The following is a 12,378-nucleotide window of genomic DNA, read 5'->3' as shown; positions in this document are numbered from 1 at the left end:
CCCGTCCCCCAGCTCCGTCCCGTCCAGCCCGATCCGGCGCTGTCGGCGCGCACCTGGCCGCGTGACGCGAAACTCAAGCGCCGCCGCAGCGTGCTCTTCGCCTTCACCTTCTCGCCTCCCGCCCTCCGCGCCTGAGTCGTTTCCTGCGGCTCGTCCTTCGCTGAATCCCCTGACGCCCCGTCCGCACGCGGGTGTCTTCCTTGCTTTCTGGCCAGGCCCGGGCCGTTCAATTCGGGCAGGAGTCGAGAATGAACAATCGTTGGTTGCTGGGCGTCCTGATCTTCGCCGTGTCGGTCATTGGCCTCGGCATGGGCGCCACCCTGCCGCTGGTTTCCCTGCGCCTGCTGGACGCCGGCGCCTCCACGCTGGAAATCGGCGTCCTCAGCGCCATGCCGGCGGCTGGCATGATCCTCGCCGCCTTCCTGGTCCATCCGTTGTGCCGACGCTTCTCCGGCCGAGCCCTTTATCTCGCCTGTTTCGTCCTCTGCACCCTCAGCGCCAGCGCCCTGGAGTGGCTGCCGGAATCGCGAACCCTGCTGGCCCTGGCGCGCCTGGTGCTGGGTGTCGGCATGGGGGTGGCGGTGATCCTCGGCGAATCCTGGGTCAATGAACTGTGCGATGAGAACAAGCGCGGTCAGGTGGTGGCGTTCTACGCCGCCTGCTTCACCGGCTGCCAATTGGGTGGCCCGGCGCTGATCGGCCTGATCGGCACCCAGGGCCCATGGCTGGTGATGATCGTGACTCTGGCCAATCTGGCGGCCCTGGCACTCGTCTGGCACAGCCTGCCGAACGACTGGGCGCAGGCCGCCGAGGATGACGTGCGAACCTTTTCCCTGGCCGGCTTCCTGCGGGTCGCCCCGGCGCTCTGCACCGGCGTGCTGTTCTTTGCCTTCTTCGATGCGGTGGTGCTGTCGCTGTTTCCCGTGTACGCCAGCGCCCACGGTTACGGCGTGGGCATCGCCGCCTTCATGGTCACGGTGATTCTGCTGGGAGACATGGTCTGCCAGGTGCCGCTGGGCTGGCTTTCCGACCGGACCGAGCGCAGCCGCCTGCACCTGTGCTGCGGCGTGGCTGCACTGGCCATCGGCGTGGCGCTGCCCTGGCTGATGGAGGTTCCCGGCTTGCTCTGGCCGGCGCTGGTGATGCTCGGCGCGGTGGCGGGCGGCGTCTATACCCTGGCCCTGGTGCTGATCGGAGAACGTTTCAGCGGCCAGGACCTGGTCACCGCCAATGCCTGCGTGGGCATGCTCTGGGGCATTGGCAGCCTGGTCGGCCCGCTGTTCAGCGGTGCGCTGATGGGGCTCGGCCCGAACGGGCTGCCGCTGGCGTTGTGCCTGGCAGCAGCCCTGTTCGTGGTGACCGCGCTGACCAGTGGTCGCCGCTACGTCACCCGCGCCGCCTGACGCAGAGCCCGTTCACAGAGCCTGCTTTCAACGCAGCAAGGCTCTCAGGCCAGGTGCGGGGTGCTGCGCGCCAACAGCGCCTCGGCATCCGCGCCACGCGGCAGGGTGCCGTAGACACGGCCATGACCGGCCAGGCGACTGTCGATGAAGGCGTCGGAAACAGTAGCGTTGCCGGCCTCCAAAAGCAGCTTGGCCTGCAGCGCCACAGCCACGTCTTCGGTGAGCTGACGGGCGCGGAACTGGATGTCGGCGGTGTCGGCAAAGCCTTTCTTCAGGTTGCCGATGAAGGACGCCAGACGTGCATCGCCATGGCCATCCCCCAGCTCGGCGAAGAGGACATCCAGCACGCCCGGTTCCTTGGACAGGGCCCGCAGAACGTCCAGGCACTGCACGTTGCCTGAACCTTCCCAGGTGGAGTTCACCGGCGCCTCGCGGTAGAGGCGCGGGAGAATGGTGTCTTCGACATAACCGGCACCGCCCAGGCACTCGGCGGCCTCGTTGATCATTGCGGGGGCGCGCTTGCAGATCCAGTACTTGCCGACGGCGGTGACCAGACGGGCGAACTTGTCTTCCTGCTCGTCGTGGGCGTTGTCCAGCGCGCGGCCCATGCGCATGGTCAGCGCCAGCGCGGCTTCGCTTTCCAGGGCCAGGTCGGCCAGCACGTTCTGCATCAGCGGTTGCTCGGCCAGCACACGCCCGCCGACCTTGCGATAGGCACAGTGGTGAGCGGCCTGGGTCAACGCCTGACGCATCAGCGCGCTGGAGCCGATCATGCAATCGAAGCGGGTGAGCGCAACCATCTCGATGATGGTCGGTACGCCACGCCCCTCCTCGCCCACCATCCAGGCCAGGGCGCCGCGGTACTCCACCTCGCTGGAGGCGTTGGACCAGTTGCCCAGCTTGTTCTTCAGGCGCTGGATATAGAACTCGTTGCGGCTGCCATCCGGGCGGTGGCGCGGCAGCAGGAAGCAGGAAAGGCCCTTGTCGGTGTAGGCCAGCGTGAGGAAGGCGTCGCACATGGGCGCCGAGCAGAACCATTTATGGCCGACCAGTTCGTAGGCCTGCCCCGGCCCCGGAACACCCACCGGATGGGCGCGGGTGGTGTTGGCGCGCACGTCGGTGCCGCCCTGCTTCTCGGTCATGGCCATGCCGATGGTCAGGCCGGTCTTCTGCTCCATGGGCAGGTTGCGCGGGTCGTACTCGGTGGAAAGGATCTTCGGCAGCCATTTCTCGGCGATATCCGGCTGCAGGCGCAGGGCCGGCACGCTGGCGAAGGTCATGGTCAGCGGGCAGCCGGTACCGGCTTCGGCCTGGCTGTGCAGGTAGCTGAGGCCGGCGCGGGCCACCTGGGCACCGGCGCGCGGATCGGTCCAGGGCATGGACGGGATGCCGTTCTCGATGGAGGCGCGCATCAGCTCGTGGTACGCCGGGTGGAACTCCACCAGGTCGATGCGGTGCCCATATCGGTCATGGCTCTTGAACACCGGTTTGTTCTCATTGGCGAGGAAGCCTGCCGCCATCAGCGGCCCGCCAGCCAGCGCACCGTAGCTGTCCAGGCGGCCTTCGGCCCAGCCGCCCTGGTAACGGCGCACCCACTCCTGCAGCGGCAGGTCGACGCGATAGAGGTTGGCGCCATCCAATGGCGGCACCTGGTTGATGACTTCATGGGTTTCGGCGAACTCGTGCAGGCTCATCTCAGGTCTCCAGGGCAGGTCGGCTGGCGCCCAGGGCGCGCAGGCAGAAAGTAGTGAGGTTGGCGCAGACGGTTTCGAGGTCGTCCGGCCCTTGACCGGCCTCACGCAGGGCGCGGGCCGGGGGCGACAGCGGCCCCACCAGGGATTCGGCGATGGCGCCGACCAGGCAGGCTGCGGTCAGGGAAATCGAGTGGACCTGGAATTCGCCACGGGCGCGGCCGTCCTCCAGCAGGCGGCAGAACAGTTCGGCGTAGGCTTCGCGGTAGAGCAGGCGCTGCTCGTCGACTTCAGGGTCCACCGGTTCGGCGATCAGGGCGAATGCCAGCCGCCGGCTATGCCAGGCGCGCGCGGCGAACTGGCGCAAGCCGCGAGCCAGGCGTTCAGCGGCGGAACCTTCACCACGCAGCACCTCGGCCAGGCTGTCCACTTCCAACTGGCTGGCGCGGGCGAAGACCTCCGCCGCCAACTCGCCCTTGTTGCCGAAGTGGCGGTACAGGCTGCCGGTGGCGATACCGGCGTCCTCGGCCAGGGCCTGCATGGTCAGCGCCGCGAACCCACCCTCCACCACCCGCGCATGGGCGCAGGCCAGGATGCGGCTGCGTAGCGCCTGGTCACGGTCGATTCGGGAAGCGGTGGTGCGGTAGGCCATGGTCTGAATCCTGATTCACTTCATTCAGTGAATCAGGATTCAGACCTTGCAGAAAGCGGGATATATGCCGCGCCTGATGGCATTTGCGTCGCGGATCAGCGGCGAACCAGCTGCGCGGGAGGCGTTCAGGTTACTGAGCGGATGGACTCGACCGGTTTGCATAGCAGCCAGTCGTGGAGCAAGGCGCGCAGTTCTTCGAACTTCACCGGCTTGGCCATGTAGTCGCTCATGCCCGCAGCCAGGCAACGTTCGCGGTCGCCGCTGTGGCTGTGGGCGGTGATGGCCAGCACCGGCAGGTCGGCGCAACCGGGCATGGCACGCAGGGCACGGCAGGTGGCGAAACCGTCCATCACCGGCATCTGGCAGTCCAGCAGCACGGCATCGATGGGCTCGCGGCGAATCTGCTCCAGCGCTTCGGCGCCGTTGTCAGCCGTACGCACGCGGTAGCCAAGCTTGAGCAGCATGCCGCGTGTCACCAGCTGGTTGATCGCGTTGTCTTCCACCACCAGCACGGTGCACTGCTCCGGTCGACGAAGGGGCTGGCCGCCGGGGCGGCGCATGGGCACGACCTGGGCCTGGGCCGGCAAGGAAACATCCAGCTCCAGGATAAAGGTGCTGCCACGGCCAGGCTGGGACTGGTGGGAAAGCTTGCCGCCGAGCAGCGCGACCAGTTGCTGGCTGAGGGCGAGCCCGATACCGAGGCCGCCGTACTCGCGGGTCATGGAACCGTCGAGCTGATAGAAGCGCCGATAGATCAGCCCGTCCGGCGGGGCGGAAAAGCCGATGCCGGTGTCCGTAACCTCGATGCGCAGCGCCAGGTTGCCATCGACGGGTTCCTGGCCGCTGATCTTCACGCCGACGCTGCCGCGGCTGGTGAACTTGATGGCGTTGTCCAGCAGGTAGCCCAGGGTCTGGGCCAGCTTGCCAGCGTCACCCTCCAGGGTATCCGGCAGGTGATGGTCGAGCTCCAGATCGAAAGCCAGCCCTTTCTCCTCCGCGCGCGGGCCGTACTGCACCCGCAGGCTGTCCGCCAGGCCACGAAGACTGAACGGCTCCCGTCGCGGATAAAGCTTGCCGGCCTGCAGTTCGGTCATCGCGAGGATGTCGTTGACCAGCCGCATCATGTCCCGCGCCGAGCCGGACGCCGTGCGCTGGTACTGCTCCAGTTCTTCGTGCAGCGGCAGGGTCTGCATCAGTTCCAGCGAGCCGATGACACCATTCATCGGGGTGCGCAGCTCGTGGGTGACGGTGGCGAGGAACTCGTCCTTCAGGCGGTTGCTGTTGGCCAGTTCCTGGTTGAGCGCTTCCAGCTTGCGTCCGGCATCCTGGAGGATTCGCGCGCGCTCTTCCTTCATGGCGTTGATGCGGTCGGCCAGGGCCAGGGACAGCAGCCCCACTTCCAGCGCCGAGCCGATCTGGCTGGCGTACATCGTGAAGAAGATATTCGGCAGATAGCCCAGCACCATCAGGGTGTTGATGGCGCCGCCGAGGAGGAACGCGCTCCAGGCGATGATGAAGTAGCGCGCCACACGCATGCCGCGCAGCCAGGCCAGCACGCCGGCGGAAAAGATCACCACGGTGAAGATCAGCGCCAGCGAGGTGGCCAGGCGCAGGGCCAGGCCGTAGCTGGCGGTCAGCGCCAGGACCATCGCCAGCCCGCCCAGGGCCATCAGGCCGAGCAGGGCGCGGTCGACCCAGGGGCTGTGGTCGGCCGTATGCAGGAAGCTGCGCGCGAACTGGCAGCCGAACAACGCCGCCGACCCGATCAGGAAGGGCGTCGCCGCGTTGGCCCACCAGGGGTTGTCCGGCCAGAGGTACTGGATTCCGGCGCCGTTGACCGAAATCTGGTACAGCCCGAACGAGCCTATATAGAGGATGTAATAGAGGTAGCTGGTGTCGCGGACGCTGAGATAGATGAACAGGTTGTAGACCAGCATCACCAGCAGCACGCCATAGATGATGCCGAGCACGTAGACACGTTCCGGCTGCTCCTCGAGGAAGGCTCGGGGCGACCAGAGGGTCAGCGGTGCCTGTATCGAACCCTCGCTCTGCATGCGCAGGTAGATGCGAGTGGGCTGGTTGGGTTGCAGGTCGACGCTGAAGACATAGTTGTTCTGTTTGATCTGCCGGCTGTCGAAGGGCAGCGAATCTCCCGTGCGCTGGGCGAGTCGGAAGCCGCCCTGGCCATCGGGCAGGTAGAGGTCGAGGTGATCCAGAGGCGGGTAAGCCAGCTCCAGCAGCCAGTCCTGCTGTCCACCGAGGTTACGCGGACGGTAGTCCAGATCGACGCGCAGCCAGAAGACCGAGCGCGAATAGCCGGCATTGAGCACGGGCTTTTCATTACGGCGGAAGCTGCTGTCCAGGGCGGGAGAGGTGATGTCGTCGATCTCGGCATCGCCACGAACGTCTTCGAATACGTCCATGTGCTGGCCCAGCGAAAGGCTGCGCAACTGCTCGTCGAACTCCACGGCATTGGCCAGGCCCGCGAGCAGGCAAAGGGTTAGGAAAAGGAGGATACGCATGCAGCCCCGCAATGGCCTCTTGACCGCGTCCCGGAGCCCCACCTCCTTATCCGACGCGCCATGCAGAGCCAGGTTGTTCGAAAAGTGCACTCTAGCACAGCGCAAGGCGGCTGAAAGCTGCACATTGCCATCACGCCAGGATGGCTCTATTCCGGGCATTACAGCCCATCTTTCGACGCCACTTCCAGCACCCCTGAGGCATAGCGCCGCCGGTGCGGCCCGGCGAGGTGATTAGTGGTAAGCTCGCCGACCATGAAAACGACCAACTCTCGCCCCGTAGTCCTCTGCCTTTCCGGCCACGACCCCAGTGGTGGCGCCGGCCTCCAGGCGGATATCGAAGCCCTGATCGCACAAGGTTGCCACGCCGCCCCGGCAGTGACCGCCCTGACCGTGCAGGATACCGTCAACGTTTCCGACTTCCGCGTCCTCGATCGCGAATGGGTGCTGGCTCAGGCCAATGCCGTGATCGCTGACTTGCCGGTGGCCGCCGTCAAGCTGGGCATGCTCGGATCGGTGCAGATGGTCGAAACCGTGCTGGAGATAATGCAGTCCCTGCCGGGCATACCGCTGGTCTGCGACCCGGTACTGCGCGCCGGCGGCGGCGGTGCCCTGGGCAAGGATGAAGTGGGTTACGCAATCCGTGAGCGCCTGCTCCCGGTAGCCGCCATCGCCACCCCGAACCTGCCGGAAGCACGCATCCTCGCCGAACTGCCGGAAGGCACCCCGGACGAGTGCGCGGAAAAGCTCCTGCCCTTCTGCCGCAACCTGCTGATCACCGGCGGCCACGGCGACGAGACCGAGGTGCACAACCGCCTGTACACCCAGGACGGCGGGCGCTTCACCTACACCTGCCAGCGGCTGCCCGGTAGCTACCACGGTTCGGGCTGCACCCTGGCCAGCGCCCTTGCCGGCCGCCTCGCCTTGGGCGAAGAGCTATCCAGCGCGGTGCGTAGCGCCCTCGACTACACCTGGCGCACCCTGCGCGACGCCGAACAACCCGGTCACGGCCAATACGTGCCGCGCCGCCTGCCGCTGGACTTCTGCCAATGAAACTGCGCGGCCTCTATGCCATTACCGATAGCCAGTTGCTGGCCGGCGGCAAGTTGCTGCCCTACGTCGAAGCGGCCCTGAAGGGCGGCGCCAAGCTGCTGCAGTACCGCGACAAGTCCAGCGACGAGGCTCGACGCCTGCGCGAAGCCGAAGCCCTTGGTGAGTTGTGCACCCGTTATGGCGCCCAACTGATCATCAACGATGACGCCGAACTGGCCGCGCGCCTCGGCGTCGGCCTGCACCTGGGCCAGGGCGACGGCTCCCTGGCTGCCGCACGCGCCCTGCTCGGCCGCCAGGCCATCATCGGTGGCACCTGCCACGCCAGCCTCGACCTGGCTGCCGCGGCAATCAAGGAAGGCGCCAGTTATATCGCCTTCGGCCGCTTCTACAATTCCCAAACCAAGCCGGGCGCACCCGCCGCCACCCTGGACCTGCTGGAGCAGGCCAAACAGCGCTTCCAGTCGCCGATCGTCGCCATTGGCGGCGTGACCCTGGAAAACGCCCCGGAGCTGATCGCCCGTGGCGCCAGCATGGTGGCGGTGATCCATGCCCTGTTCGGCGCCGACTCGGCCGCCGAGGTAGAACGCCGCGCCCGAGCCTTCAGCGCCCTGTTCGACGCCGCCTGACCCCGAATTCGCTTGAAAGAGAGACCTGCCATGTCCCGTTCCGAAACTCTGTTCGCCAACGCCCAGAAACACATCCCCGGTGGCGTCAACTCGCCGGTCCGCGCCTTCAAGAGCGTCGGCGGCACCCCGCTGTTCTTCAAACACGCGGAAGGCGCCTACGTGACGGACGAGGACGACAAGCGCTACGTGGACTACGTGGGCTCCTGGGGTCCGATGATCCTCGGCCACAGCCATCCGGACGTGCTGGACGCGGTGCGCAAGCAACTGGACCACGGCCTGTCCTACGGCGCACCGACCGCGCTGGAAGTGGAAATGGCCGACCTGGTCTGCTCCCTGGTGCCGTCCATGGAGATGGTGCGCATGGTCAGCTCCGGCACCGAAGCCACCATGAGCGCCATCCGCCTGGCCCGTGGCTACACCGGCCGCGACAGCATCATCAAATTCGAAGGCTGCTACCACGGCCACTCCGACTCCCTGCTGGTGAAAGCCGGTTCTGGCGCCCTGACCCTGGGCGTACCCAGCTCCCCGGGCGTGCCGGCGGCCTTCGCCCAGCACACCCTGACCCTGCCGTTCAACGACATCGACGCCGTGGAGAAGACCCTGGCCGACGTGGGCAACGAAGTCGCCTGCATCATCGTCGAGCCGGTGGCCGGCAACATGAACTGCGTACCGCCGGCTCCAGGCTTCCTCGAAGGCCTGCGCAGCCTGTGTGACAAGCACGGCGTGGTGCTGATCTTCGACGAAGTGATGACCGGTTTCCGCGTAGCCCTCGGCGGCGCCCAGGCTTACTACAGCATCACCCCCGACCTTTCCACCTTCGGCAAGATCATCGGCGGCGGCATGCCGGTCGGCTGCTTCGGTGGCAAGCGCGAGATCATGTCGCACATCGCCCCGCTGGGCCCGGTCTACCAAGCGGGCACCCTGTCCGGTAACCCGCTGGCGATGGCCGCTGGCCTGACCACCCTGAAGCTGATCAGCCGCCCGGGCTTCCACGCCGAGCTGACCGACTACACCACCCGCATGCTCGACGGCCTGCAGCAGCGCGCCGATGCCGCTGGCATTCCTTTCGTCACCACCCAGGCGGGCGGCATGTTCGGTCTGTACTTCAGCGGCGCGGACGACATCGTCACCTTCCAGGACGTGATGGCCAGCGATGCCGAGCGCTTCAAGCGCTTCTTCCACCTGATGCTGGAAGGCGGCGTGTACCTAGCGCCGAGCGCCTACGAGGCTGGCTTCACCTCCATCGCCCACGGCGACAAGGAGCTGGTGATCACCCTGGATGCAGCCGAGCGCGCCTTCGCCAAGCTCAAACAGGCTTGATGCAATACAGCACCGCCCTCTCCGACGGCATCCTCGCCCTCGCCTGCCTGGTCAGCGCCTTTGCGCTGGTCCGGGCGGGCAAGGCGTTCGCCGAAACGGAGCGGCCGGCCTGGTTCTGCGCCCTGCTCGGGCTGCTGATCCCGGCGGCGGCAGCCCTGTGCGGGGTGGTGCGCTTCTCCCTCGATCCTTCCTGGCGCGAAATCCACAACCTGCTCAGCCAGGCCGGGACCTTCCTTGCCCTACCGCTGGTCGCCCTGGCCATTTTCGCCTTCGCCCGTGGCACGACCTGGAGCCGCGCCGGCTGGGGCCGTCTGGTGATTGGTTTGTGTGTGTTCTTCGAACTGGCGCGGCGCTTTGGCGTGACGACCGAGCACCGGCTGCTGCTGAGTCTCGCCGCCTTCCTGCTGATCCTGCTGGCAGGCCTGGGCAGGCTGCCGGAGCAGCCCCTGCCGCTGCTGGCGGCCCTGGCGATCATCGGCCTGTTCCTCGTTGCCGGACTGGTGGTGGGAACCGATGGTTCTATCGGCCCTTTGCGCCGCGTCGACCTGTTCCACGCCCTGCTCACCCCCGCCTACCCGCTGATGACCTGGCTGCTCCTGCACCTTCACGGCACCGAGCCGAACGCAAACAAAGTAAAGGCTTTGTAAGATCGCCCCGGCTTATTTCATAATGTGACGGTCGGCGCGTTTCTCGCCGGCCGGGCATGATGCCCGCATTGCTTCCGAGGCGCTGTGATCCCCATGAACCGCACCGGCCGAACCCTGATCCTGGGCAGCCTGTTGCTTTTCCTGCCACTGCTGGCCAATGCCGGCGGCAACTCCTTGCTGATCCCTGCAACCGGCCGCTGCAACCTGAACAGCCTGCCGGAAAACCTCTCGGAAGCCGTTTCCGCCTGCCAACAGGCCGCCAAGGGCGGCGACGCCGAAGCCCAGTACGAGCTCGGCGAGTTCTACTACGACGGCAAACGCACCCCGCGCGACCTGGCCCAGGCCCTGCAATGGTTCGAGCAAGCCTCCCTGAAAGGTCATGCCCAGGCCCAATTGCGCCTGGGCAACATGTTCTTCCGGGGCGAAGGCGTACCGGCCAACAATGTGCAGGCCTACATCGTGCTGAAAATGGCTGCGGTGAACGGTTCGGACGAAGCGATGGACAGCGCCGACCTGGTAGCTGCGCAAATGCGTAGTGATGAGCTGGAAATCGCCACCCAGGTGCTGGGCCAGATCTTCCGCAACTACCTGCTGGAACTGCAGGCCGCCGACGGCGGCTCGCCCTTCTCGCCCCTGCCCTGACGGCAGAGGCTTCCAACCGGCCTTACTTCTCGGGCATCGGCAGCGGGAAGGGCATCACGTTACCGCCGCCCTTGGCTTCGCTGATCTTCGGCGTGCCCAGACGCTCCACTTCGTCGATGCGGATGATCGAATGCATCGGCAGGAAACTGCGCACCACGCCTTCGAACTGGGCCTTGAGCTTCTCTTCGCTGGGATCGACCACCACTTGGGTGCGCTCGCCGAAGACGAACTCTTCCACTTCCAGGAAGCCCCACAGATCGCTCTGGTAGATCTGCTTGGCGTACATCTCGTACACCTGGCCCTGGTTCAGGAAGATCACCTTGTAGATGGGGTCGGACTTGCTCATGGGGAATTGACGGGCCGTCTGGGGGGAATTTCGAAGGGCGCAAATCATAGCATAGCCGCCAAGCAGTCGGCGCTAGGAACACCGGGGGATGGCGACTATAATGCGCGGTTCTTCGAACCACCTGATTCCTAAGTGCATGGCCAAGAAGCTCTATATCGAAACCCACGGCTGCCAGATGAACGAGTACGACAGCTCGCGCATGGTCGACCTGCTCGGCGAACATCAGGCACTTGAGGTCACCGATCGCGCAGAAGAAGCCGACGTGATCCTGCTCAATACCTGCTCGATCCGCGAGAAGGCGCAGGAGAAGGTGTTTTCGCAACTTGGCCGCTGGCGCGAGCTGAAGCAGCAGAACCCGCAGCTGGTGATCGGCGTCGGTGGTTGCGTGGCCAGCCAGGAAGGTGCCGCCATCCGTGAGCGCGCGCCGTACGTGGACGTGGTGTTCGGTCCTCAGACCCTGCACCGCCTGCCGGAAATGATCGACGCCGCCCGCGCCACCCGCAAACCCCAGGTGGACATCAGCTTCCCCGAGATCGAGAAGTTCGACCGCCTGCCCGAGCCGCGCGTCGACGGCCCCAGCGCCTTCGTCTCGGTGATGGAAGGCTGCAGCAAGTACTGCACCTTCTGCGTCGTGCCCTACACCCGCGGCGAAGAAGTCAGCCGCCCGTTCGACGACGTCCTGGCCGAAGTCATCCACCTGGCCGAAAACGGCGTCCGCGAAGTGACCCTGCTGGGCCAGAACGTGAACGGTTACCGTGGCCAGACCCATGACGGCCGCATCGCCGATTTCGCCGAGCTGATCCGGGTGGTCGCCGCCGTCGATGGCATCGACCGCATCCGCTACACCACCTCGCACCCGCTGGAATTCTCCGACGCACTGATCCAGGCCCACGCTGAAGTGCCGGAACTGGTGAAGTTCGTCCACCTGCCGGTGCAGGCCGGCTCCGACCGCATCCTCGCGGCCATGAAGCGCAACCACACCGCGCTCGAATACAAGTCGCGCATCCGCAAGCTGAAGGCCGCTGTGCCGGATATCTGCATCAGCTCGGACTTCATCGTTGGTTTCCCCGGCGAAACCGACAAGGACTTCGAGGCCACCATGAAACTGGTGGAAGACGTCGGCTTCGACTTCTCCTTCTCCTTCATCTACAGCTCGCGTCCCGGCACCCCGGCGGCCGACCTGGTGGATGACACCCCGGAAGAGGTGAAGAAGCAGCGCCTGCAGATCCTCCAGGGCCGCATCCACCAGCAGGGCTTCGAGATCAGCCGACGAATGGTCGGCAGCGTCCAGCGCATCCTCGTCAGCGACTTCTCCAAGAAGGACCCGGGCATGCTCCAGGGCCGTACCGAGAACAACCGCATCGTCAACTTCCGCAGCGCCAACCCGCAGTTGATCGGCCAGTTCGTCGACGTGCACATCGACGACGCCCTGCCCCACTCGCTGCGCGGCACCCTGATCGAAGGGGCCCTGCACTGACA

The 12,378-nt window shown here is 66.0% G+C and carries 11 protein-coding genes; 7 read left to right on the top strand and 4 right to left on the bottom strand.

Going from position 1 to position 12,378, the window contains the following annotated elements; all coding sequences use genetic code 11:
• The first annotated feature begins 248 nt into the window (after window positions 1-248).
• Window positions 249-1,403, top strand: a complete 1,155-nt coding sequence (locus E8F06_RS10430) for an MFS transporter (protein ID WP_280366740.1) — start codon at window positions 249-251, stop codon at window positions 1,401-1,403.
• A 44-nt stretch (window positions 1,404-1,447) separates the two neighbouring features.
• On the opposite strand, the gene E8F06_RS10425 is transcribed toward E8F06_RS10430, so the two are convergent.
• The 3 genes from E8F06_RS10425 to E8F06_RS10415 form a co-directional block, all read right to left on the bottom strand.
• Window positions 1,448-3,097 (bottom strand): acyl-CoA dehydrogenase family protein, encoded by a 1,650-nt coding sequence (locus tag E8F06_RS10425; RefSeq protein WP_280366738.1) that lies wholly within the window; start codon window positions 3,095-3,097, stop codon window positions 1,448-1,450.
• Between the two features lies 1 nt (window position 3,098).
• Complete coding sequence (locus E8F06_RS10420) at window positions 3,099-3,746, bottom strand: TetR/AcrR family transcriptional regulator (RefSeq protein WP_280366735.1); 648 nt, start codon at window positions 3,744-3,746, stop codon at window positions 3,099-3,101.
• A 125-nt stretch (window positions 3,747-3,871) separates the two neighbouring features.
• Window positions 3,872-6,268 (bottom strand): hybrid sensor histidine kinase/response regulator, encoded by a 2,397-nt coding sequence (locus tag E8F06_RS10415; RefSeq protein ID WP_280366733.1) that lies wholly within the window; start codon window positions 6,266-6,268, stop codon window positions 3,872-3,874.
• A gap of 252 nt (window positions 6,269-6,520) precedes the next feature.
• On the opposite strand from E8F06_RS10415, the gene E8F06_RS10410 reads away from it, so the two are divergent.
• The 5 genes from E8F06_RS10410 to E8F06_RS10390 all read left to right on the top strand — a co-directional run bounded on the left by E8F06_RS10410 (window position 6,521) and on the right by E8F06_RS10390 (window position 10,553).
• Window positions 6,521-7,318: a hydroxymethylpyrimidine/phosphomethylpyrimidine kinase gene (locus E8F06_RS10410; protein ID WP_280366731.1), complete on the top strand. Its 798-nt coding sequence runs from the start codon at window positions 6,521-6,523 to the stop codon at window positions 7,316-7,318.
• Window positions 7,315-7,944 carry a thiamine phosphate synthase gene (gene thiE / locus E8F06_RS10405; RefSeq protein WP_280366728.1) on the top strand — a complete coding sequence of 210 codons (630 nt, stop codon included), beginning with the start codon at window positions 7,315-7,317 and terminating at the stop codon, window positions 7,942-7,944. Before E8F06_RS10410 ends, thiE begins: the two co-directional genes overlap by 4 nt.
• A 30-nt stretch (window positions 7,945-7,974) precedes the next feature.
• On the top strand, window positions 7,975-9,264 hold the full coding sequence (gene hemL / locus E8F06_RS10400; protein WP_280366726.1) for a glutamate-1-semialdehyde 2,1-aminomutase: 1,290 nt from the start codon (window positions 7,975-7,977) through the stop codon (window positions 9,262-9,264).
• Entirely contained in the window at window positions 9,264-9,911 is a 648-nt protein-coding gene (locus tag E8F06_RS10395; protein WP_280366724.1) for a hypothetical protein, read from the top strand. Before hemL ends, E8F06_RS10395 begins: the two co-directional genes overlap by 1 nt.
• Window positions 9,912-10,004: 93 nt before the next feature.
• Entirely contained in the window at window positions 10,005-10,553 is a 549-nt protein-coding gene (locus E8F06_RS10390; RefSeq protein ID WP_151131711.1) for a tetratricopeptide repeat protein, read from the top strand.
• A gap of 22 nt (window positions 10,554-10,575) precedes the next feature.
• Here the strand turns inward: E8F06_RS10390 and E8F06_RS10385 are convergent, their stop codons facing one another.
• On the bottom strand, window positions 10,576-10,899 hold the full coding sequence (locus tag E8F06_RS10385) for a DUF1820 family protein (protein ID WP_151131710.1): 324 nt from the start codon (window positions 10,897-10,899) through the stop codon (window positions 10,576-10,578).
• A gap of 136 nt (window positions 10,900-11,035) precedes the next feature.
• On the opposite strand from E8F06_RS10385, the gene miaB reads away from it, so the two are divergent.
• The gene (gene miaB, locus E8F06_RS10380) at window positions 11,036-12,376 is read left to right on the top strand and encodes a tRNA (N6-isopentenyl adenosine(37)-C2)-methylthiotransferase MiaB (protein ID WP_280367350.1); all 1,341 of its coding nucleotides are present in this window, start codon (window positions 11,036-11,038) and stop codon (window positions 12,374-12,376) included.
• The last annotated feature ends 2 nt before the right edge of the window (window positions 12,377-12,378 follow it).

This window comes from Pseudomonas sp. BN411, from assembly GCF_029871235.1.
GTDB lineage: Bacteria > Pseudomonadota > Gammaproteobacteria > Pseudomonadales > Pseudomonadaceae > Metapseudomonas.
The sequence above is the reverse complement of the archived record's forward strand: the minus strand, read 5'-3'. Positions and strand labels throughout refer to the sequence as shown.